The sequence below is a fragment of the Rhizobium sp. L9 genome, assembly GCF_002531885.1.
Taxonomy (GTDB): domain Bacteria; phylum Pseudomonadota; class Alphaproteobacteria; order Rhizobiales; family Rhizobiaceae; genus Rhizobium.
On sequence record NZ_NWSZ01000019.1, the window covers coordinates 37,724 to 60,400 of the forward strand.

At 61.2% G+C, this 22,677-nt stretch carries 21 protein-coding genes and 1 pseudogene; 17 read left to right on the forward strand and 5 right to left on the reverse strand.

Annotation, left to right across the window (positions count from 1 at the left end):
• Positions 1-7 precede the first annotated feature (7 nt).
• The 3 genes from CO660_RS19615 to CO660_RS19625 form a co-directional block, all read right to left on the reverse strand.
• The gene (locus CO660_RS19615) at positions 8-736 is read right to left on the reverse strand and encodes a gamma-glutamylcyclotransferase (RefSeq protein WP_097600133.1); all 729 of its coding nucleotides are present in this window, start codon (positions 734-736) and stop codon (positions 8-10) included.
• 176 nt (positions 737-912) lie between these two features.
• Entirely contained in the window at positions 913-1,749 is an 837-nt protein-coding gene (locus CO660_RS19620; RefSeq protein ID WP_348627649.1) for an alpha/beta hydrolase, read from the reverse strand.
• Between the two features lie 936 nt (positions 1,750-2,685).
• Positions 2,686-3,090, reverse strand: a complete 405-nt coding sequence (locus CO660_RS19625) for a hypothetical protein (protein ID WP_085781361.1) — start codon at positions 3,088-3,090, stop codon at positions 2,686-2,688.
• Between the two features lie 295 nt (positions 3,091-3,385).
• Here CO660_RS19625 and CO660_RS19630 point away from each other — a divergent pair, with 295 nt between their 5' ends.
• The 6 genes from CO660_RS19630 (at position 3,386) to CO660_RS19655 (ending at position 7,324) form a co-directional block, all read left to right on the forward strand.
• Positions 3,386-4,276 carry an alpha/beta hydrolase gene (locus tag CO660_RS19630; protein WP_097600135.1) on the forward strand — a complete coding sequence of 297 codons (891 nt, stop codon included), beginning with the start codon at positions 3,386-3,388 and terminating at the stop codon, positions 4,274-4,276.
• Between the two features lie 184 nt (positions 4,277-4,460).
• Positions 4,461-4,898 carry a curlin gene (locus tag CO660_RS19635; RefSeq protein ID WP_097600136.1) on the forward strand — a complete coding sequence of 146 codons (438 nt, stop codon included), beginning with the start codon at positions 4,461-4,463 and terminating at the stop codon, positions 4,896-4,898.
• Between the two features lie 63 nt (positions 4,899-4,961).
• On the forward strand, positions 4,962-5,360 hold the full coding sequence (gene csgH, locus CO660_RS19640) for a curli-like amyloid fiber formation chaperone CsgH (protein WP_097600137.1): 399 nt from the start codon (positions 4,962-4,964) through the stop codon (positions 5,358-5,360).
• A 168-nt stretch (positions 5,361-5,528) separates the two neighbouring features.
• Positions 5,529-5,942, forward strand: coding sequence for a curlin (locus CO660_RS19645; RefSeq protein WP_176536326.1), 414 nt, complete (start codon positions 5,529-5,531; stop codon positions 5,940-5,942).
• Positions 5,943-6,214: 272 nt separating this feature from the next.
• A complete protein-coding gene (locus tag CO660_RS19650; RefSeq protein ID WP_097600139.1) occupies positions 6,215-6,808 on the forward strand; it encodes an ankyrin repeat domain-containing protein in 594 nt (197 codons plus the stop codon).
• 12 nt (positions 6,809-6,820) lie between these two features.
• Positions 6,821-7,324, forward strand: a complete 504-nt coding sequence (locus CO660_RS19655; RefSeq protein ID WP_097600140.1) for a YHS domain-containing (seleno)protein — start codon at positions 6,821-6,823, stop codon at positions 7,322-7,324.
• 15 nt (positions 7,325-7,339) lie between these two features.
• On the opposite strand, the pseudogene CO660_RS19660 reads toward CO660_RS19655, so the two are convergent.
• Both CO660_RS19660 and CO660_RS19665 read right to left on the reverse strand, forming a co-directional pair.
• A pseudogene (locus tag CO660_RS19660) lies at positions 7,340-9,394 on the reverse strand (adenylate/guanylate cyclase domain-containing protein).
• Between the two features lie 371 nt (positions 9,395-9,765).
• Positions 9,766-10,470 carry a transcriptional regulator NanR gene (locus CO660_RS19665; RefSeq protein WP_097600141.1) on the reverse strand — a complete coding sequence of 235 codons (705 nt, stop codon included), beginning with the start codon at positions 10,468-10,470 and terminating at the stop codon, positions 9,766-9,768.
• Positions 10,471-10,649: 179 nt separating this feature from the next.
• On the opposite strand from CO660_RS19665, the gene oiaX reads away from it, so the two are divergent.
• From oiaX to CO660_RS19720, 11 genes are all read left to right on the forward strand, one after another.
• Positions 10,650-11,906 (forward strand): 3-oxo-isoapionate-4-phosphate decarboxylase OiaX, encoded by a 1,257-nt coding sequence (oiaX, locus tag CO660_RS19670; protein WP_097600142.1) that lies wholly within the window; start codon positions 10,650-10,652, stop codon positions 11,904-11,906.
• A gap of 5 nt (positions 11,907-11,911) precedes the next feature.
• The gene (locus tag CO660_RS19675) at positions 11,912-13,249 is read left to right on the forward strand and encodes a four-carbon acid sugar kinase family protein (protein WP_097600253.1); all 1,338 of its coding nucleotides are present in this window, start codon (positions 11,912-11,914) and stop codon (positions 13,247-13,249) included.
• A 1-nt stretch (position 13,250) separates the two neighbouring features.
• Positions 13,251-14,054 (forward strand): triose-phosphate isomerase, encoded by an 804-nt coding sequence (locus tag CO660_RS19680; protein ID WP_097600143.1) that lies wholly within the window; start codon positions 13,251-13,253, stop codon positions 14,052-14,054.
• A complete protein-coding gene (locus CO660_RS19685) occupies positions 14,051-14,497 on the forward strand; it encodes an RpiB/LacA/LacB family sugar-phosphate isomerase (RefSeq protein WP_097600144.1) in 447 nt (148 codons plus the stop codon). Before CO660_RS19680 ends, CO660_RS19685 begins: the two co-directional genes overlap by 4 nt.
• Positions 14,498-14,575: 78 nt before the next feature.
• Positions 14,576-15,403, forward strand: a complete 828-nt coding sequence (locus tag CO660_RS19690) for a phosphogluconate dehydrogenase C-terminal domain-containing protein (RefSeq protein WP_097600145.1) — start codon at positions 14,576-14,578, stop codon at positions 15,401-15,403.
• Positions 15,404-15,480: 77 nt separating this feature from the next.
• Entirely contained in the window at positions 15,481-16,422 is a 942-nt protein-coding gene (locus CO660_RS19695) for a D-ribose ABC transporter substrate-binding protein (protein ID WP_097600146.1), read from the forward strand.
• Between the two features lie 74 nt (positions 16,423-16,496).
• Positions 16,497-17,141, forward strand: coding sequence for a DUF2291 domain-containing protein (locus CO660_RS19700; RefSeq protein ID WP_097600147.1), 645 nt, complete (start codon positions 16,497-16,499; stop codon positions 17,139-17,141).
• A complete protein-coding gene (locus CO660_RS19705) occupies positions 17,138-18,688 on the forward strand; it encodes a sugar ABC transporter ATP-binding protein (RefSeq protein WP_097600148.1) in 1,551 nt (516 codons plus the stop codon). The genes CO660_RS19700 and CO660_RS19705 overlap by 4 nt, the downstream gene beginning before the upstream one ends.
• Positions 18,685-19,746 carry an ABC transporter permease gene (locus tag CO660_RS19710; RefSeq protein WP_097600149.1) on the forward strand — a complete coding sequence of 354 codons (1,062 nt, stop codon included), beginning with the start codon at positions 18,685-18,687 and terminating at the stop codon, positions 19,744-19,746. Before CO660_RS19705 ends, CO660_RS19710 begins: the two co-directional genes overlap by 4 nt.
• A gap of 1 nt (position 19,747) precedes the next feature.
• Complete coding sequence (locus CO660_RS19715) at positions 19,748-20,782, forward strand: Gfo/Idh/MocA family oxidoreductase (RefSeq protein WP_097600150.1); 1,035 nt, start codon at positions 19,748-19,750, stop codon at positions 20,780-20,782.
• Positions 20,779-22,629, forward strand: coding sequence for a hypothetical protein (locus CO660_RS19720; protein WP_097600151.1), 1,851 nt, complete (start codon positions 20,779-20,781; stop codon positions 22,627-22,629). Before CO660_RS19715 ends, CO660_RS19720 begins: the two co-directional genes overlap by 4 nt.
• Positions 22,630-22,677: the final 48 nt, after the last annotated feature.

Genomic DNA, 22,677 nt, shown 5'->3' on the forward strand with positions numbered 1-22,677 from the left:
ACCTTCCTCAGATCGAGCCGTCCTGTGAAAGCGCCCTTAGTCTTGCGGCGACGATTTGCTGTAGCTGCCACAGGTTTCGATCGAAGATGTTCCGGTCTGCCAGATTCAAGACCGTCCGATGCAGGTATTCCGCGCAGGATCCCGCCGGTCCGCATGCTTGAGCGATCAACACTGCTGCGTCATCGAGCGGTATCTTCTCCGTGAGCCGTGATCGCTTCGTGCTCGCCCAAAATGTGAGCGCGCGGCGTCTACCCGTCGGTGTCTCGACCGAAACCCATCGCACCATGTCGCACACCTCGGCATATCGGATTTCGCGCGCCAGAAGCGTACGCAGATCCTGCCTTTTCGTGGCGCAGGGGAGCTTCAGGACGAGGCCAGAGCAACTCCCTCCCGGCCGAAGCGCCAGCATCAGACCCGGCGCATCGGAGGTGGCCCTTAGCCGTTCTATCCTCAACGAGAACGCACGATGCCACCCGTACGCAAGGGCTTCTTCACTTGTCGCTACTTCGAAGCCCGGGTTCCACATCAAAGACCCATAAGCGAACACCCATATCTCCTCGTCACCAGCCTCCCGCTCTACTCTGCTGACGAGTTCATCGAGTCGCAGACCCGAGATTGGAGTCCAGTTAGGCTCTGGGCCCTCGTCCTCGACCGGCCTGAAGGTTTTGGCTACGAGGTCCGGGGTCAGTTGCATGGGAACAGGTACCGGTGTCTTGGCGGTGGTTGTTTTTCGCATGGTGGCAATTATTTCAACGAGACAAACGCCGAAGGACCATCGCATCCGGCAGTTCTTGGCTGTCGCCTGATCATTTAACGGGGACTGTTTCTATCGAAGAGGGTAGTGTGCCGAGCGCCTGTGGATCTTTGTGAGGCGACGGGTGCGTGGGAGGCCGCACCCGTCGCCAGGACCGATCAGGCCTGGACGAAGGCCAGCAGGTCGGCATTCAGCACGTCGGCATTCACGGTCAGCATGCCATGCGAAAACCCTGGGTAGGTCTTCAGCGAACCTTTCTTCAGAAGCTTCATCGACTTCAGCGCCGAGTCCGCAATCGGAACGATTTGGTCGTCTTCCCCATGCAAGACGAGCGTCGGAACGGTGATTGCCTTCAGGTCATCCGTCTGGTCGGTTTCGGAGAAGGCCCTGATGCCATCGTAATGGGCCTTGGCGCCGCCCATCATGCCCTGACGCCACCAGTTCTGGATCACGCCTTCCTGCACCTTGGCGCCTTCGCGGTTGAAGCCGTAGAACGGCCCGGTCGGAACGTCGCGAAAGAACTGCGCCCGGTTGGCGGCAAGTGCCGAGCGGAAACCGTCGAACACTTCCATCGGCAGGCCTTCGGGATTGGCCTCTGTCTTGAGCATGAGCGGCGGCACGGCCGAAACGAGAACCGCCTTGGCGACGCGGCCGGCAGGTTCGCCGTGCTTGGCCACATAACGGGCGACCTCCCCGCCACCGGTAGAATGACCGATATGGACGACATTCTTCAGGTCGAGCGCCTCGACAACGGCAAAGGCATCGGCTGCGTAATGGTCCATATCGTGACCGTCGGCCACCTGGGCGGATCGGCCATGGCCACGCCGGTCATGGGCGACGACGCGAAAACCTTTCGACAGGAAAAACAGCATCTGCGCATCCCAGTCGTCGGACGACAGCGGCCATCCATGGTGGAACATGATCGGCCGGGCATCCTTAGAGCCCCAATCCTTGTAGAAGATTTCTACGCCGTCTTTGGTGGTTACATATGGCATGTTCTTGGATCCTTCGATTGGGTTGATGATGGGAGCCGCATTGGCTGCGAAACTGAGAGAGGGTGAAATTGCCATGGCTGCTGCAGCGGCGCCTATGGACAACAGCGCGTCTCGGCGGGTCATGGAATGGCAAGGTTGGGTCATCTTCGTCCTGCGATTTCGTTATTGAAAACTTCAGCTAACTTGTGTTCGTCTGACAGGGGTAATATTGCCGTCATATCCTCACATCCACAATTGCGGGAATAATTGCGAGTTTATTGCGTCGCGTGAAATAATTGGAAGTCTGGCCCGGGCCTGACGCGCTCCCGTCGTGAGGCCATCTGTTTTTCCTGAAGCAGGCGGCGGACGGCAAGATGAGCCCGGTGCCAAAAGCGTCGCCGGGGCTGATTGGCGAGGACGTGAAGACGCTCGCCGCCGACAGCGTCATTCAGGCCATGCAGAAATTCATGACCCTGTCGACGCCGCTGCAATAACCTATCTTCTTGATCTGCACCGCCGCATCGGGCCGATCTGCGCCTACTTCGATGAGCTTTATAAGGTTTGAAAAAGCACTGAGACAGCCAGGCTTGCGAGGAATTCACCGCCAAGGGCATCGCTTCGCCAACCGAGCTTGTCGATCCGAACGAGCTGCGCTCACTTCCGATCGAACGAATCGCAGCCTGCCGGCAGACACGAACGCGTTCATGTCCTGGTGATCGCTGAACGGGCCTCAGTGCATTCTAGGAGATCTCCGCCCTCGCGGAGCCGATGTGACAGCGATCGGCTCAATCCAAGCCTTCGCAACACCGGGCGCGATCCGCATTTGACAGTGTCGATCAACGGTTGCCAAGCCAGGCCGGAAACTCCCGATAATTCTCAGTGCAAAAGCAGGAGATGCACTAAGAAAATTCGACCGTGCAACTTGGCAACCGAGATCGTCACTCTTTCCCGATTGGATCAGCTCGCCCGGGAGACGCCGGCCCGACTCGAAGCCTCGCTGCCCGAGAAGATGATGACGGCGAACATCAGCACGCCGGCGAAGGCGATGAGCGAGGAAATGGCGACAATCGGTTCCATTGCCATGTTTCCGGAAAGCAGCAGATAGAGGGACGGGATCAGCACCGCGACACCGAAGGTATAGACGACGTACTGGATCATCGCCAGGCGCTTCTCGGCCTTATGCGGATTGAGCGCGTGGTAAACGCCGAAGAGCGCCATGGTGACCCAGCCGAGCAGATTGGCGTGGGCATGGGCCCCGGTCGGTGCGTGGTTACCTGAAATCGACATGTGAAGGCCGACCGAGATACCGGCGATCAGGAAAATGATGGCGGTCTTGAAGTAAAGATTTGCGATGCGTGGCATTGGTTTTCCCCTCTGTAGCCGACGAAACTTAGCATGTTTTCAAGCTTCTGAGAAAGAGCGCATCAGAGGATCTTTGGAGCGCCAGCCCTGTCATCGATATCAGAATGGAAATATTGCCGGGAAGCCAGGCGACACTAGAACAACATTGCGGGGGCGAGCAGGTTAACCCTGATGGCAGTGTCAGTTGAACTTGTTACAACGGCTTGCCGCAGGCACGCTGCGCGTAGAACAGGTTGGTCGAATTAAGCCACAAGCCTCGCGGAACCGAGAACCAACCGCGGGCGTTTGTTGGATCATGTTGAAGCAGCAGGTATTTCGCCCCCGGATCGGAACGATTCACCAGATTGACAAGCACCAGGTGCATGTTCTGGAGAGCGGCGACTTGAACGCCAGGCCGATCGTTGTCCTCCATGGCTGTGGGAGCCTGGCTGAAGAGGTTCTGCTTCCGTTTGCTCAGAGCCCGTTCCGAATGGTAGCCCCGGATCGCCCGGGCTACGGTTTCAGCAGCCCTCTTCCTCTTGCTGAACGAGGACCGATAGGCCAATCCTTTTGGCTTGAGCGCCTGATCGATGTAATGGACCTGCATTGCGTCTCGATCGTAGCCCACTCCATCGGCAGCGCGCCGGCACTTCATTTGGCCGCGCGCCGGCCGGAGCTGGTGAACGGATTGCTTCTGATTTCGCCGTGCTGCAGGCCCGTCCCACCGAAACTGCTGCCCATCCTCCGGGCATCCGTGGCCCCGGTGGTGGGATCCTTGATCCGCCAGCACGTAATCAGCCGATGGGCAGCGTTTTTTCTCGAGCGTGGTCTGCGATCGTCGTCCTTTCCAAACCCTTTGCCTCCCCAGCTGTCGGCATTGCCCGCCGCTCATATGGTTAATCCGGGCGCAATTGAAACAATGGCTAACGAGCTGCGGGCCTTCAACAAAGACATGGAGCTTCAGCCGAAGCTGCCCGGCAATCTTCCATTGCACGTCCTGTTCGGTTCGGAGGATCGCATAGTTCAGCCGGCCTGGCATATCGATGGCCTTCGGCAGAAGCATCCGAGGCCGACGATCAGGGTGATCGAGGGCGTCGGCCACCTTCCACATCATGTTGTGCCAGCCGTAGCCCGACAGATGCTGACCGACCTTGCGAGGGAGCAAGCACAGCAATCGTTTGAGCGGAATTTGGCTGGTGTCGCGTGAGCGGGCCCACCTACCCCCTCGCCTGAACTCTCGAGTAGGCAGGATAGGGGTGATCTGGCCGCGGAGGGGCGCCGATCTCCGCGAATGAACCCCGACTGAATGGTGTCTTCAGCTTCCGTTCCGAAGAGAGCGTCTAGAAGAAAGACGTTCAACCGCGGTCTTATCCGCCTGAGGAGACATATTCATGATCCGCACGTCTATCATTGCAACCGCACTCGTCGCTCTCGTCGGCATTGCCGCCGCAGCCCCCGCCATGGCCAATGATGTTCGTATCGAACAATATGGCTGGTCGAACTCTGCCGGTGGGGCACAGGAAGGATACGGAAACCGGATCAGAACCTATCAGAACGGTGGCTACAACCGGATTCTCGGCCGTCAATATGGTCATCATAATCTTTCAGCTGTCGGTCAGGAAGGCAATGACAATTATGGCGCCACCTATCAGCGCGGCAACCGCAACGTAGCGGGCATTGGTCAATTCGGCTCCAGCCACACGACCATTCTTACCCAGGACGGTAATGGCAACATCGCGGCCGGCGTTCAGGTCGGCCATGGCTGCAGCGCGAATGTCAGCCAGGGCGGCAACGGCAATGTCGCGGCCTTCGTCCAGGCCTGCCCTTAGGCGCCTGCACGTGACGTAAAAGAGGTCAAGATCGCAACAGCAGACCATCAGGGGAAAACGACCATGCCAAATAGCATCAAACATCCGCACCGCGTGATGACGATTCTCGCGCTGGTCCTGCTTCCCGTCGGCGCGGTTTCCGCCATGACGAAAGCCAACCAATCTGACCGGGTGCAGCTTTGCGAAATCAAAGCAACCCCGGGGGCAGGTATGGTGAGACTGGACGCGCTCGTCCACGCCGACAAGCATGTCGGCGGGACTTACACCTTCCATGTCGAAAAAGTGGGAGGCGGCGGAAGCTCCACGATCAACCAGAGTGGCGATTTTGATGCAGTCGAGGGACATGCGGCAATCCTTGGTTCGGTCTCGCTCGACTCGAAAGGAGCCAAATACAAAGCCACGCTGGACGTCGTCGTCGGGGATGAGAGTTTCAGCTGCGTGAAGCAGATCGGCGGCAACTAATCGGCCTCCACATTCTCCAGTTTTCCTAAAGGGCGCCGTTTCCGGCGTCCTTTTGCTTCTACCGGGCCGAAGCGACTGAACGACAACTGAACGGGCGATTCCGACTGGGTTCAGCTGCAAGATGTGAAAGTTGATCATCGGCTGAGGCAGCCGCAAATGGAGATCAGAATGACCCGCAACCTGTTTAAGATCCTTGCCGTCACCCTTCTTGCTGGGAACCTCGGCCAAGTAGCCTTGTCTGCGCCAGCCTATGCCGGCGGCCGGATCTCATTCAACCTCGCACCGGACAATGCGCGGGATGCCGGACTTTTTTCAACCGGGCTGCGGGTCTATTCGCTGTACCGCGGTCTGAAAGACGCTGACATCCGACAGCTGGGTCGGGGTAATGCGGCTGGTATCGCTCAGGCCGGCCGCGGCAACCTCGGCTTCGTCAGGCAACGGGGCAATGGTCATTCCGCGACGTTGCGGCAGAACGGCAACAACAATGCCTATGGCATTTTCCAGTATGGGCGAAATACTGAAACCGACGTGGTGCAAGATGGGGATAACGGCAGTGGCGCTACCTTCAGCTATGGCTGGTAAGGCAGTTCACAAGCCGGGCAGTGGCTCTGCGGTTGCTCGCGTCCACATTTTAAAGCGAATACCCCACTTTGACGCACCAATGTGACACCATTTGCTGAACGCACTGGCTATAGATCGGGAAATTTCCCGCCTAGTTTGTGCTGATCTGGAAGAGGCGGAAATTTCCTTCTTCATCGCCCCAACGAGAAGCGTCGTCAGGGCGGCCGCCGCAGGTGCTAGTAGCCGAAGTGCCGACGGCGTGCTATGCTGCGGGAAATCTCCAAGGTGAAGCCATGCGCCGGTTCCTTACATCGGTAGCGTTGTTTTTGTCTGCGACAGTGGCGGCCGCGGATGATCCCTTGTTCGACGCCGTTTCAGCGGGCAACACGGCCGCCGTGGAACAGCTTCTGGCTTCGGGGGCCGATGTCAACCGCCGCACTCGGGACCAGGCGACCCCGCTCATCACCGCCGCCCTTAAAAATCAGCTTGCCGTCGCCGAGTTGTTGATAGGCAGGAATGCCGACGTTATGGCGAGGAATTCAGGCGGCTTCACACCCCTTCACGCCGCGGCATTTTCCGGTAACGTACCCATTACCAAGCTGCTTCTGGAGCACGGAGCAATTCTCGACGATGCATCCAACAAAGCGGGCGTTACGCCGCTCATGGTTGCGGGCGAAGAGAACCACGTCCTCCTCGCAGAATTTTTGCTCGCCCAGGGGGCTGACGTCACCCACGCCGAGGTTCACGGCTACGCGCCGATAACGAGGGCCATGTGGAAAGGCAATTTCGATATCGTGCGCCTCTTCAAGCGCCATGGCGTGGCATGTCCTCCGGCCAGCGTCCTAGGTGAGGGAAATTACGCTAAATGCATGGAAATCCACGAATAACAGGAGGCGAAGATGCACGTTGGATACGGGAAATACTGCATTGGTCGCTGTTTGGTAACGATCGGTCTGGCTGTCGCAGGCACTGTCGGTGGATCGCCGGCCATAGCCGACGATTCGGTAAATACGGGCTACTTCGGCGGTGTCGCCATCATGGGGTACGATACCGTCGCCTACTTTACCGAAGGCAAAGCGACGAAAGGCTCGGAAAAAATCTCCTACGAATGGATGGGGACGCCCTGGCATTTCGCCAATGCCAAACATCGGGAGATGTTCATGAGCGAACCGCTTAAATACGCGCCCCAGTACGGCGGCTACTGCACGGGCGAGGTGAGTGGCGGGTCCGTCACGGTCAACATCGATCCGGAAGCCTTCAAGATTGTCGAAGGCAAGCTTTACCTGATGTATGACAAGGCTGATGCGGAGGACTTTGCCGCGCATCCGGCGGACACTGTGGCCCGTGCCGACGCCAAATGGCCGAAGGTCGCGGCCGATCTCGAACGGGATCAGTATCACTGACGGACTGGCAAGCGCCTATTGGGCAGGTGAAAAATAAAAGACCTTGGTCGAATTTACGTAAGCATAGCTGGTTTCGCCGGCAAGGTTTACGTGTCTATAGACCGGACCGCAATCGGCTCGGCCAAATGCGTTTTCACTTTGCTCGCAAAGCAGGTTCCCTTTGACAGAAATTTTCTCGGTCATCATCTGGGACGCCGAGCGGAATGCGGCCTTTCCGTCCAGTTGCCTGGAAGCCAAACGGCCATTCCGGTAGTCCCGCCTCGCGTAGCGCGTCCAGCATAAATGCCAAATCCTGGTCCCTGAAATGGGCATTGCCGAGCCGCCATGACGCGAGGCAGTCACGCCCCCCATAAGACGTTGGGCCTCGGCGACAGTCGCTCGAGCCTCATCAATGCGACCGACGCGGACATAGGCCATGGCGAGAGGGGTAACGAACTCGCCGTTCCCCTGGGAGCCATAGCCAGCGCGTTTGAAACTGTCTATCGCCCTCTCGTAGTCTCGTTGCAGATAAAAAACTATACCCGCCGTATACCGGTCGACAGCGGACGGGTTCGGATCGAACCTGAGCGCCTTATCGACCGCCGCAGTAGCGTCGGCGTGGTTGCCCGTTACCGATTGAACATATGCGGCCGCCATATGGGCCTCGGCGTCGGCGGGCCCAAGTGACACGGCCTTCTGTGCCGAGGCGATCGCCTGGTCATAACGTCGGTCCACGACCTGCATGATAGCGAGGACTGCATATGGCGACGGTAGTTCAGGATCGAGGGCGAGTGCTCGACTTGCCTTATCGTAGGCTCTTTTTCGCGCCAGGGCACTCTGGAGGACGTCGTCATATGCGCTTCGCCAGACAAAGGCCGTCGCATGCGCATCGGATGCGAATGCTTCAGCAAAGCCGTTGTCGAGTTCCTCGGCCTTGTCATAAAGCGCCAATGCCTCCAGCATCCGAGAACGACGTCCGGTACGGGCGGCCTGCTCGGCACGCAGATAATAATCATAAGCTTCGAGATTGACGGTCGGCGGACGGGCAATTCGCTCTGCCTCGGAGGGGGTGAGTTCCAGACCGAGCGCATCGGCGATCTGGCGGCTCATCGAATCCTGGACAGCAAACACGTCCGCCCCGCTGCGATCAAACCGATTGGCCCACAGATGATCGCCGCTTACAGTGTCAACCAGTTGCGCGTTGACACGCATCAGGTCGCCCATTCGCTGCACACTGCCCTCCACGACAAAGCGCACGCCGAGATCGCGGCGAATGTCTGCCAGCAAGTGGGGCTTATCCTTGTAGGCGAAGACGGAATTCTGGGAAATGACATCAAGTTTGGATAACCTGGTGAGATCGGTAATCAGGTTGTCGGTAATGCCATCGGCGAAGTAATCTTGGGTTTGGTCACTCAAGTTGGCGAAGGGTAGCACTGCGATCGATGCGCGTTGTTTATGGGGCCATTGCCAAGCGACGACAGCCGCACTGGCAACGATCAACAGTCCTGCGAGCGCCAACAGCGCCACGCCTCGTGACCTTGCCCGACTGGAAATGACGACCGTGCCAGTGTGCCCCGGGCCAAGCAGAACGCGATAGACGCGAACCGGATCCGCTATGTTTTTCAGCCGATGCTCGCCGAGTGCCGAGAAGCCGACGTCAACCTTGTGCGCAACGTGGTCGAATGCGGTCCCAGATATGAAAATTCCGCCAGGTTCGGCAATTCCCTGCAGACGGGCGGCTATGTTGACGCCGTCGCCATATATGTCGTCGCCTTCAACGATAATGTCGCCGAGATTAATCCCGATGCGAAATCGAATGCGTTGCTCCTCGGAAACTCCTTGGTCTCTGCTGGGCATTTTCCGCTGGATTTCGGTCGCACATTGAACCGCATCCACAACGCTGGCAAACTCGACGAGCGCGCCATCACCCATGAGTTTGATGATCCGGCCATGGTGCTCTTCGATGGCGGAATCGACCAGCTCCCGACGGCAGGCCTTCAACCGCTCGAACGTGCCGCTCTCATCCACTCCCATGAGACGACTATAGCCTACCACGTCAGCGGAGAGTATCGCGGCGAGACGCCTATCCATTTCTCTGCCCCACCTTTTCGATACAGGGAGCTGAGCATCTTACCACGACCGAGGAGGCGCTGGCACAGGAGTCCGGTCTTTTCGCTAATTTGGCCCGCGTTCGTGATGCGCCCTGACGAATCGCGAGATAGCTTTTGCAGTTGAAGGGATGTGAACCCGCGGCCCCTCAACTCAGATAAGCTAAGTGCCTGATAAACCGAAATTGGCGGCATAAGAGTGTGAGGCGAGCGATTGCACTCACTTCGGAACAATCTCTTCCACGACCGTCAATCAGTCGACCTCCTAGCAACGTCCACGGGAGTGAAGGCTAGCACCTTTTCAAAAGATCAGCAGTCGCGCCATACATCTGGAGCTCGTGCTTCTGCCAATCCTCACTTTGCGTAGAGGGCGCGCGATCGTTCGAGGTGCTTGAGGATCGCGGTTTCCGAACCGTCGGTATCGTTGGCCTCCAGGCACTCCACGATTTCCTCGTGTTCAGCCAAGGTGAACTTTTCCTTGCCGGTCCAGATCAGCATTTCTGTGTGATATTCCTTCAGCCAGGCAAGCATGGCCTCGCTAACGGCGACATAGATCGGATTGCCCGAGATTTGCGCGATGCGGGTGTGGAATTCCATATCGGCATTGATGAACTCTTCGGCGCGGCCGAGCGACATGCGCTGGCGCTCGATGATGGCCCTGAGATCGCTGATGTCGGTTGCCGAGGCGCGCTGTGCGGCCTCGCGGGCCATGCCGCGCTCGAAGAAGATGCGTGCGCTCTTCAGATGTTCCAGCGAGTCGGCCGATTGCGACAGCATGATCTTGGCCGTGAGATCGACCTGGCGAAAGATTGACTTAGCCGTCAGCCGCAGCACCTTCGCGCGCTCGCCATGCGAGATGCTGACGAGGCCCTTGTTGGCGAGCGATTGCATGGCTTCGCGGATCGCTGGCCGTCCGACGCCGAAGCGCTCCATCAGTACCCGCTCGGAGGGCATCTCATCACCGGGCTGAAGCTCGCCTGAGGTGATCATTCGCTCGAGTCGATCAAACACCTCGTCGGAGAGTTTTCGGCGGACGATCTGTTCGATGGGCTGGGTCATGAGATCTCGCTGGCTCAAAATGTTTCCTCCTAACAGTTTTCCGGGCTGAGAACAAAGCTCGCGACCCAAAATTTGCACAGCCGAAGATTCCGCTTTTCATTAGTTGGAATACTCATTATACCAGATCATGAGTTGACGCCATGACAATCTGCCTGGCGAGAGGAGCAACCGGCCGTTTCATGATCATAACCCTGACCTACCGCATCGAAACGCCCGGCAGTGTCGAGGCGATGGCGGACAAGATCGCCAGCGACCAGTCGACCGGAACCTTCGTTCCGGTTCCCGGCGAGACGGAAGAGCTGAAATCGCGCGTCGCCGCTCGCGTGCTGGCGATCCGCCCGCTCGAAGAGGCGCGTCATCCGACCTGGCCGGAGGCTGCTCCCGGCACGCGGCTCCACCGCGCCGATGTCGACATCGCCTTTCCGCTGGAGGCGATCGGCACCGATCTCTCCGCCCTGATGACCATCGCGATCGGCGGCGTCTATTCGATCAAGGGCATGACCGGCATCCGCATCGCCGACATGAAGCTGCCCGAAGCCTTCAAGAGCGCCCATCCCGGCCCGCAATTCGGCATTCCCGGAAGCCGGCGGCTGACCGGCGTCGAAGGCCGGCCGATCATCGGCACGATCGTCAAGCCGGCGCTTGGGCTTCGGCCGCACGAGACGGCGGAGCTTGTTGCCGAGCTGATCCAATCGGGAGTCGACTTCATCAAGGATGACGAGAAGCTGATGAGCCCGGCCTATTCGCCGCTCAAGGAGCGCGTCGCGGCGATCATGCCGCGCATTCTCGATCACGAGCAGAAGACCGGCAAGAAGGTGATGTATGCCTTCGGCATCTCGCATGCCGATCCGGACGAGATGATGCGGAACCACGACATCGTCGCTGCCGCTGGAGGCAACTGCGCCGTCGTCAACATCAATTCGATCGGCTTTGGCGGCATGAGCTTCCTGCGCAAGCGCTCCAGCCTGGTGCTGCATGCCCATCGCAACGGCTGGGACGTGCTGACGCGCGATCCAGGCGCCGGGATGGATTTCAAGGTTTATCAGCAGTTCTGGCGGCTGCTCGGCGTCGACCAGTTCCAGATCAACGGCATCAGGGTCAAATATTGGGAGCCTGATGACAGTTTCGTCTCCTCCTTCAAGGCCGTCAGCGCGCCGCTCTTCGGTGACGCCGATCGGCCGCTTCCGGTCGCCGGCTCCGGCCAGTGGGGCGGACAGGCGCCGGAAACTTATCAGCGTACCGGCCGCACTGTCGATCTCCTCTATCTCTGCGGCGGCGGCATCGTCAGCCATCCCGGCGGCCCGGCGGCCGGTGTTCGCGCCGTGCAGCAGGCCTGGCAGGCGGCGGTCGCCGACATTCCGCTGGATGTCTATGCGAAAGAGCATCCGGAGCTTGCCGCCTCGATCGCGAAATTCAGCGACGGCAAGGGCGCGTGACCGTCATGGATCAGCTTCTCGTCAGCTATTACGGGGATGATTTTACCGGCTCGACCGATGTCATGGAGGCGTTAGCCTCGAACGGCGTTCCCTCGGTGCTCTTCCTCGATCTTCCCTCGCCGGAGCTGCTGGCGCGCTTCAGCCATTGCCGCGCGATCGGCATTGCCGGAACGAGCCGCAGCGAGACGCCGGCCTGGATGGAGCAGCATCTTGCGCCCGCCTTCGACTGGCTGCGCTCGCTCGGCGCCGCCATCTGCCATTACAAGGTCTGCTCGACTTTCGATTCCAGCCCCGGCATCGGCAATATCGGCAAGGCGATCGAGATCGGACGCAAGACCTTTGGGCAGGCGATCGTGCCCGTTATCGTCGGTGCGCCGCAGCTGAAAAGATACACGGCATTCGGCAATCTCTTCGCCGCCTATCAGGGCCGCGTATTCCGCATCGACCGCCATCCCGTTATGAGCCGCCATCCGGTCACGCCGATGGACGAGGCCGACCTTGTGCTGCATCTGTCGAAGCAGACCTCCCTCCCCGTCCTTCTCGCCGATCTCGTCGCGATTACGGCCGAAGACGCCGATCGGCGTATCGATGCGCTGGCCTCGAGCCCGGAAGGCATCCTGCTCCTCGACGTCGATTCAGATACGACGCAGGTAGCCGCCGGCCGGCAGATGCTGCGCGTCGCCAGCCGTTCCGGCAGCTTCGTCGCCGGCTCGTCCGGGGTCGAATATGCCCTGCTCGATGCCTGGCGGCGGGTCGGCGTCATCGTCCGGACCGGCGCGGAATTTCCCGATGCCGGTCCGGTCGATCGCCTTGCCGTCGTCTCCGGCAGCGTCTCGCCGACGACCGAGCGCCAGATCCGCACCGCCGTCGAGAACGGCTTCGAGGCTTTCGCGCTCGATCCGCTCGCACTGGTTTCGGAGAATGGCGAAGCCGCGGTGGCAGCGGCGGCGCAGGCCGGCATTGCCAAGCTCAGGGAAGGCAGAAGCGTCATTCTCTACACCGCGCTTGGCCCATCCGCCGATCGCGGCGCCGATATCGACAGGCTTCCGGGCGCACGACATCGCCTCGGCAGCGCGCTCGGCACGATCCTGCGCCGGCTGATCGAAGCGGAGGGGCTTTCGCGTGCGGTCGTCGCCGGCGGCGACACGTCGAGCCACGCACTCCGGCAATTGAAGATTGACGCGCTGACGACGCTGCTGCCGCTTCCCCAGACGCCGGGGTCGCCGCTTTGCCTCGCCCATGGCGACTACCCTGCGACCAACGGCCTGCAGATCGCGCTCAAGGGCGGCCAGGTCGGCACCGACGGCTATTTCGCGCAGATCCGCGACGGGAGGAAGAACTGAGATGGTCGTCTGGGTCGGCACCAGCTTCAAGATGAACAAGACGCTGGAGGAAGCGCTCGCCTTCGCGCGCCGCCTCGCTTATGCCGACCGCGACCGCGATCCCCGCGTGCAGCGTTTTGTCATTCCCTCGTTTACGTCTGTGCGCGAGGTCAAGCGCGTGCTTGCCGAAACCTCGGTGAAGGTCGGCGCCCAGAACATGCATTGGGAGGATGCCGGCGCCTGGACCGGCGAAATTTCGCCGCTCATGCTGAAGGATTGCCGGCTCGATCTCGTCGAGCTCGGCCATTCCGAACGGCGCGAGCATTTCGGCGAAACCGACGAAACCGTCGGCCTCAAGGTTTCGGCCGCGATCCGCCATGGCCTGACGCCGCTCATCTGCATCGGCGAGACCTTGCAGGAGCGTCAGGCGGGGCAAGCCGATGGCGTGCTGCGGCGGCAGGTCGAGTCGGCCTTGAGGGGCGTCGATACCGAGGCAGACGAGGCTCCGATCCTGCTCGCCTACGAGCCCGTCTGGGCGATCGGCGTCAACGGTATTCCTGCCACTGCCGATTATGCGTCGGAGCGGCACGGCAGGATCGCCGAGGTGGCGAAAGCCATTCTCGGCCGCGCCGTGCCTGTTCTTTACGGCGGCAGCGTCAATCCCGGCAATTGCGAGGAGCTGATCGGCCAACCGCATATCGACGGCCTGTTCATCGGCCGCTCCGCCTGGTCCGTCGAAGGCTATCTCGACATCCTCTGCCGCGTCAGCGCGGCGATCGACCGCTCATCACCACGCCAGACGGCGAGTGAAAGGAAAATGCCATGAAGATCGCAATCGGCGCCGACAGCGCCGGCAAACCGCTCCTGGATGTCATTGCCGCCCATCTCGCCGGCAAGGCGGATCTCGAAGTTCATGATCTCAGCCAGTCCGGCTTCTATGCCGATCTTTCGCAGCGCCTGGCGCAGACGATCGTCGACGGCGAACATGAGCGCGGCATCCTCTTCTGCGGCACCGGCATCGGCGTGTGCATTTCCGCAAACAAGGTGCCCGGCATTCGCGCCGCGCTGACCCACGACACCTATTCCGCCGAGCGCGCGGCGAAATCGAACAACGCCCAGATCATCACGATGGGCGCGCGCGTCATCGGGCCGGAACTGGCGAAATCGATCGTCGACGTCTGGCTTGCCTCCGAATTCGACCCCGACGGCCCGTCGGCCGGCAACGTCCAGGCGATCGACCGGCTCGATGCGGAAAAACATGCGCCTTGAACACGCAAGTAATGATATGGTGATTGACTCATCATACCAGCATATGATCCTATCCAGAACTGAAAAGGTGAGGAAAACATGACCAAGATTGCTCTCTTCGGCGCCGGCGGCAAAATGGGATACCGGCTTGCCAAGAATCTCAAGGGCTCGCGCTTCCAAGTGCGCCATGTCGAGGTGAGCGACGCCGGCAAGGCCCGCCTGAAGAACGATCTCGGCCTCGACTGCATGCCGGTCGATGCCGCCCTCGACGGCGCCGACGTGGTCATCCTCGCCGTGCCGGATACGGCGATCGGCAAGGTCGCGGCCGGCATCGTCGACAAGCTTGCGCCCGGCACCATGGTTGTGGCGCTCGACGCCGCGGCACCCTTTGCCGGCCACCTGCCGCAGCGTGACGACCTCACCTATTTCGTCACCCACCCTTGCCATCCGCCGATCTTCAACGACGAGACGGATATGCAGGCCAAGAAGGATCATTTCGGCGGCCTCTTCGCCAAGCAGCACATCGTCTCGGCGCTGATGCAGGGCCCCGACAGCGCCTATGCGCTCGGCGAGGAAATCGCCAGGATCATCTGGGCGCCGGTCATGCGCTCGCATCGCGTCACGGTCGAGCAGCTCGCGATGCTGGAACCCGGCCTTTCGGAAACCGTCTGCGCATCGCTTCTCGTCATCATGCGCCAGGCCATGGACGAATGCGTGGCCCGCGGCGTGCCGGAACAGGCCGCCCGCGACTTCCTGCTCGGCCATATGAACGTGCTCGGCGCGGTCATCTTCAAGGAAGTCGACGGCGTCTTCTCGGATGCCTGCAACAAGGCGATCGAGTTCGGTATCCCGGCGCTGATGCGCGACGACTGGAAGAAAGTATTCGAACCGCAGGAGATCGCCGAAAGCATCCGGCGCATCACCTGAACCGGCCCGGGGAGGCAAAGCCCTCCCCTTTAACCGCTCCGAGGAGACGGGGCTTCATTCACGACAGGGAGGAAAGAATGAAACTGACGCGCAGACTGACACTTGCAGCTTTTGCCGGCGCATTGGCGCTCGGAACGTCCATGCCGGCTTATGCGGCCGATCTCATCGCCATCATCACGCCGGCGCATGACAACCCCTTCTTCAAGGCTGAAGCCGTCGGCGCCGAAGCCAAGGCGAAGGAGCTCGGCTACGAGACCCTCGTCATGACCCATGACGACGACGCCAACAAGCAGTCGGAAATGATCGACACGGCGATCGGGCGCGGCGCCAAGGCGATCATCCTCGACAATGCCGGCGCGGACGCTTCCGTCGCCGCCGTCAAGAAGGCCAAGGATGCCGGCATCCCCTCCTTCCTGATCGACCGCGAAATCAATGCGACCGGCGTTGCCGTCGCCCAGATCGTCTCGAACAACTATCAGGGCGCGCAGCTCGGGGCGCAGGAATTCGTCAAGCTGATGGGCGAAAAGGGCAATTATGTCGAGCTCGTCGGCAAGGAGTCCGACACCAATGCCGGCATCCGCTCGCAGGGCTATCATGACGTCATTGACGATTATCCGGAGCTGAAGTCGGTCGCCAAGCAGTCGGCCAACTGGAGCCAGACGGAAGCCTATTCGAAGATGGAGACCATCCTTCAGGCAAATCCTGACATCAAGGGCGTCATCTCGGGCAACGACACCATGGCCATGGGCGCGATCGCCGCCCTTCAGGCGGCCGGCCGCAAGGACGTGATCGTCGTCGGCTTCGACGGCTCAAACGATGTGCGCGACTCCATCAAGTCGGGCGGCATCAAGGCGACCGTCCTGCAACCGGCCTACGCCCAGGCGCAGCTCGCTGTGGAACAGGCCGACGCCTACATCAAGAACAAGACGGCGCCGAAGGAAGAGAAGCAGCTGATGGACTGCGTTCTCATCAATGCCGACAATGCCGGCAAGCTTGAGACCTTCGCCCTGACGAACTGATCCGCCGCGATTGGCAGAGGGTGCGTCAGCCGCGCCCTCTGCATCCGATTTGCAAGACCTCGAGGTTCACCCGGATGCTGAGAATGAAGGGCGCTCTGCTCGCTGCCGTCGTGGCGGCGGCCTTGCCCGGTTGCAAGATCATCAAGACGCCGACCGCGGAGGAGAAGGCGGCGGCAGCGGCCAAGACCGCTTTCGACCCGAATGCGAAGGTGGAGGCGATCTGGCAGCCTCAGGTCGTGCCTTATTTCAAAAAACGCGCCGGCGAGCTGAAGGATGTGATGCAGCTTGTTGCCACGAGCCCCGATGCCGCGGGCGAGAAATACGGCAATCCCCGCAAACAGAGCAGCTCGCCCTGGACCTATGCGGTGAAGATCACCGGCAAGGTCGTTGAGGCGGACACGGCCTCGCGCGCGGCGACACTCGATGTCGATGCCGACGGCGACGGCAAGGCCGATGCGAAGGTGCAGATCGGGCCGGCGCTGCGCGGCACGGCGCTGCGCGACACGCTGGATTTCGTCAATTTCAATGAATTCAAGAACCAGATCGAATGGGCGCAATTCGGCAAGGCTTTCAACGAGAAGGCCAATACAGCCTTCCTCTCCGCCGTCCCGCGCGATGGCCTGGTCGGCAAGACGGTGACGGTGATCGGCGCCTTTCCGCTGCCGAAAAGCGGCGAGCTTCCGCTGGTGACGCCTTCGGAACTGAAGGTGGGCCCATGACGGCGGCCGAGCCACATCAGGACGATGTCATCCTGCGCCTCGACGACGTGTCGAAGGTCTATTCCGGCATCGTCGCCGTCAAGCGCGCCAATCTGGAGCTGCGCCGCGGCGCGGTGAACGTGCTCGTCGGCGAAAATGGCGCCGGCAAATCGACGCTGATGAAGATCATCGCAGGCGTCGAGCGTCCGACGCTCGGACGCATCATCCTGGACGGCGAGCCCGTATCCTTGGACAGTCCGGCGCAGGCCCAGGCGCACGGCATCGGCATGATCTTCCAGGAGCTCAATCTTTTCGCCAATATGTCGGTGGCCGAAAACATCTTCGCCAGGCGCGAGATCACCCGCGGACTGTTCGGCATCGATCACAAGGCGCAGGTCGAGAAGGCCAACGAATTTCTGCGGCGTCTCGATGCCGGCATCGAGGCCGATACGATGGTCGAGGACCTGCCGATCGGCCAGCAGCAGCTCGTCGAGATCGCCAAGGCGATGTCGCTCAATGCCCGAATCCTGATCATGGACGAGCCGACATCGGCGCTTTCGTCCGCCGAAGTCGAAATCCTGTTCAAGGTGATCGCCGAGCTGAAGGCCCAGGGCGTGGCGATCGTCTATATCTCGCACCGGCTGGAAGAGCTGATGCGGATCGGCGATTACATCACGGTGTTGCGCGACGGTCAGATCACCGGCCAGGCGATGGTGCGCGATATCGATACGCGCTGGATCGTGCGTTCGATGATCGGCTCGGACGCCAAGGATTTTGCCAAATCCGTCACCCATTCCATCGGCGAAGAAGTCTTCCGCGCCGAAAACATCAGCCTTCCCAGGCCGACCGGTGGACTTGCGGTGAACGATGTCTCGCTGTCGGTCAAGGCTGGCGAGATCCTCGGCATCTACGGCCTGATGGGCGCGGGACGCAGCGAGTTCTTCGAGTGCGTCATTGGCCGCCACACGCACTCGACCGGCAAGGTCTTCATCGACGGCAAGGAAGTGCGCGCCCGCGATACGACGCGGCGCATCCGCCGCGGTCTTGCCCTCATTCCCGAAGACCGTCAGCGCGAGGGTCTGGTGCAGGCGCTCTCCATCGCCTCCAACCTGACGCTCGCCAGCCTGTCGCGTTTCACCCGGCTGTTTCACATCGACAGCGGCGCCGAGAAGAACGCCATCCAGGAAGCGATCCGCGATCTCTCCATCAAGGCTGCGAACCCGGATTTCGAGGTCACCTCGATGTCCGGCGGCAACCAGCAGAAGGTCGTTATCGGTAAGGCGCTGATGACCAATCCGAAAGTGCTGCTAATGGACGAACCGAGTCGCGGCATCGATGTTGGCGCCAAGGCCGACGTCTTCCGCACCATGCGCCGACTGGCGGCAAATGGCCTCGCAATATTGTTTTCAACCTCCGACCTCGAAGAGGTCATGGCGCTTTCCGATCGCATCGCGGTCTTGAGCAACGGCCAGCTCGTCGCCGTCTTCGACAGGAGCGAGGCGACGGAAGAGGCCATTATCGCGGCTTCGGCCAAGGGACACGGACATCAAGGGAAACTCGCGTCATGATGGCGGCAACCTCCACTCTTGCGCCGAAGGGCGCCAACGGTTCGGCGCTTCTGACCCTGATGAAGCTCAGAACCTTCATTGCGCTTTTCGCCGTCATCATCTTCTTTGCGATCTTCGCGCCGAACTTCACCTCGACGGCGAACATGATCCTGATGTCGAAACATGTGGCGCTGAACGCCTTCCTGGCGATGGGCATGACCTTCGTCATCATCACCGGCGGCATCGACCTCTCGGTCGGATCGATCGTCGGGCTCTGCGGCATGGTCGCCGGCGGGCTGATCCTCTATGGCATCGAACTGCCGATCGGCTACACCATCTATTTCAACCTCTTCGAGATCGTGCTGATCACGCTGTCGATCGGGCTCGTCATCGGCCTGATCAACGGCCTGTTGATCACCAAGCTCAACGTCGCGCCCTTCATCGCCACGCTCGGCACGCTCTATATCGCCCGCGGCCTGGCGCTGCTGTCGTCGGATGGTCAGACCTTTCCGAACCTCGTCGGCCGGCCCGAATATGCCACGACCGGCTTCGATTTCTTCGGCGCGGGACGCATCTTCGGCCTGCCGGTGTCGATCTGGATCCTGATCGTGCTGGCGCTTGCGGCAGCCTATGTCGCCCGCTCGACGCCGATCGGCCGCCACATCTTCGCCGTCGGCGGCAATGAGCGAGCGGCGCGCATGTCCGGCATCCGCGTCGATGTGGTGAAAATCTTCGTCTACATGTTCTCCGGCCTTTGCGCGGCGGTCGTCGGCGTCGTCATCTCTTCCGAGCTGATGGCCGCCCATCCGGCGACCGGCGAAAGCTTCGAGCTCAATGCGATCGCCGCAGCCGTACTCGGCGGCACCTCGATGTCGGGCGGCCGCGGCACGATCGGCGGCACGATCATCGGTGCCTTCGTCATTGGCATTCTCTCCGACGGGCTCGTCATGATGGGCGTCTCTTCCTTCTGGCAGATGGTCATCAAGGGCCTCGTCATCATCATCGCCGTGGTCGTCGACCAGGCGCAGCGGCGCCTGCAGCAGCGCGTCACCCTCATGCAGATGGCAAAGGCAGGCTGACATGTCCGAATTGAAAGGCGCCCTGATCGGCTGCGGCTTCTTCGCGATCAACCAGATGCATGCCTGGAAGGATGTCGACGGCGCCGACATCGTCGCGATCTGCGACCGCGACCCGGAAAGGCTCAAGATCGTCGGCGACCAGTTCGGCGTCGAGCGTCGCTACGGCGATGCCGAGGCGATGTTTGCCGATGGCGGCTTCGATTTCGTCGATATCGCCACAACAGTCCAGAGCCACCGTGCCCTGGTGGAGATGGCCGCCCGCAACAAAGTGCCGGCCATCTGCCAGAAGCCCTTCGCCCAGGCCTTGTCGGATGCGAAGGCGATGGTCGAGGCCTGCCGCAAGGCCGGCGTCGCCCTGATGGTGCACGAGAATTTTCGCTGGCAGACGCCGATCCAGGCCGTGCGCAAGGCGCTCGAAGCCGGCGCCATCGGTACGCCCTTCTGGGGCCGATTCTCCTTCCGCTCGGGCTACGACGTCTTCTCCGGCCAGCCCTATCTCGCCGAAGGCGAGCGCTTCATCATCGAGGATCTCGGCATTCATACGCTCGACATCGCCCGCTACATCCTCGGCGACGTCAGCGCGCTGACGGCCCGCACGAAACGGGTCAATCCCAGGATCAAGGGCGAGGACGTCGCGACCATTCTGCTCGATCACGAAAATGGCGCCACCTCGGTCGTCGACGTCAGCTACGCCACGAAGCTCTCCAAGGAGCCCTTCCCGGAGACGCTGATCGAACTCGACGGCTCCGAGGGTACGATCCGCCTGAGCCAGGGCTACAGTCTCGAAATCACCAACGGCAAAGGCACCACGACCATGGATGTCTCTCCGAAGTTGCTATCCTGGGCCTCTCGGCCCTGGCACAACATCCAGGAAAGCGTTTATGCGATAGAGCAGCATTGGGTCGACCAGCTCAAACGCGGGGCGGAACATTCGACCTCGGGCGCCGACAATCTGAAGACCTTCGCCCTCGTCGAAGCCGCCTATGACAGTGCCGCGCGCGGTCAGACGGTCAATGTCCGAGCGATGCTGCGATGATGACCGATGCCTTCCAGCTTTACGGCACCCGCGTAGTGGAGAAGCCGCCCGTTCGCCTGACAGCCGGAAAGCTGACGGCCGATCTCGCCGACGGCAACCTCCGCACGATCCGCTATGACGGGGTCGAAGTGCTGCGGGCGATTTCCTATCTCGTGCGCGACCGGGATTGGGGCACCTACAGCCCTGAGATTGCCAATCTCAAGGTCGAGCAAGGCGGCGACCGTTTCGAGGTCGCTTACCAGGCGCTCTGCGAGGGACCTGGCGAAACAAAACTGGTCATCGACGTCCATATTACCGGAGCTCAGGGCCGGCTCGACTTCGAGGCGGAAGCCGTCACCGGGACAGGCTTCGAGACCAACCGTTGCGGCTTCTGCATCCTGCATCCGATTGTCGGCCTCGCCGGTTCGCCGGCGACGGTCGAGCATGTCGACGGCAGGATCGTCACGACGCGTTTTCCCGATCTCATCGAGCCCTGGCAGCCGCTCAAGGATATGCGCGCCATCACCCATCAGCTGCTCACGCCCGGCGTTGCCGCGGAATGCCGGATGGAGGGCGACACGTTCGAAATGGAGGACCAGCGGAACTGGTCCGATGCCTCATACAAGACCTATGTCCGGCCGCTCGCTCTGCCTTGGCCCTATCAGATCCCGGCCGGCCAAGCCGTCGGCCAGAAAATCTCGCTCATCATCAGGGACACCGGCCGTTCCGGGGAACGCTCTGCGGCGGTGACGCCGGGCGGAGCGATCCGCCTCGAACTGGGAACGCGGACCGGCACCATGCCCTATATCGGTGTGATCGTGACGCCCGAGGAGGCCGATGCGACGCTTTCGGCCCGGTCCCTGCTGGCGGAAATCGCGCCACGCGAGCTTCTCTTCCATTTCGATCCCGATGCCGGCCACGGCGTCGAAGCGCTGAAGACTTTTGCCGCAATCGTTGCCATCCATCGCAGCCGCTCGACGCTGGAGATCGCCCTTCCCTGCAAATCGTCACCTGCAAGCGAAGCGGCCGAGATCGCCCGCCAGATGCAGGTTGCGGGCCTCCGGCCGGATGCGATTCTGATCTCACCTTCCGTCGACCGGCAATCGACGCCGCCCGGCAGCCAATGGCCGGACTGCCCTCCCCTTGAGGAAATCTATGCCGCGGCGCGCGCCGCCTTTCCCGGCATTCGCATCGGCGGCGGTATGCTGAGTTATTTCACCGAGCTCAACCGCAAGCGCGTACCGGCGGGCGAGATCGATTTCGTCAGCCACTGCACCAATCCGATCGTGCATGCGGCCGACGATCTCAGCGTCATGCAGACATTGGAAGCGCTGCCCTTCATCACGCGCTCCGTCCGCGCCATCTACGGCGATAAGCCCTACCGGATCGGCCCGTCCACTATCCCGATGCGGCAGAACCCCTATGGCAGCCGCACGATGGACAACCCGTCCGGCGGGCGCATTCCGATGGCCAACCGCGATCCGCGCCACAACGGTCGCTTCGCCGAGGCCTTCGCGCTCGGCTACGCCATCCGCGTGCTCGATGCCGGTCTCGAATGCCTGACGCTCTCGGGGCTGACTGGTCCGTTCGGTCTCATCGCTGGCCCTGATGAGCCGACCGAAGAAGGCGGCCGGCGGCCGCTCTTCAACACGGTGCGGACCTTGTCGGCGCTCACGGGTACATCCTGGCAGGAATGCGTCTCATCGTCGCCTTCCGAAGTGCTGTCTTTCGTGGTGCGGAATGCCGATGGCGGCAAGCTCTACTTGGTCAATCTCACAGGCGAAGAGCGAAGGGTGGATGGCGGCGCACTGACCGAGGAGCTGCGGCTCGCGCCCTTCGCGACGGCCGCTTTGCCGCTGGCGGATTGACCACCGGCCCGCCCGGCGCATCTATGCAGTGGGAGCTCGTTCTGGGGA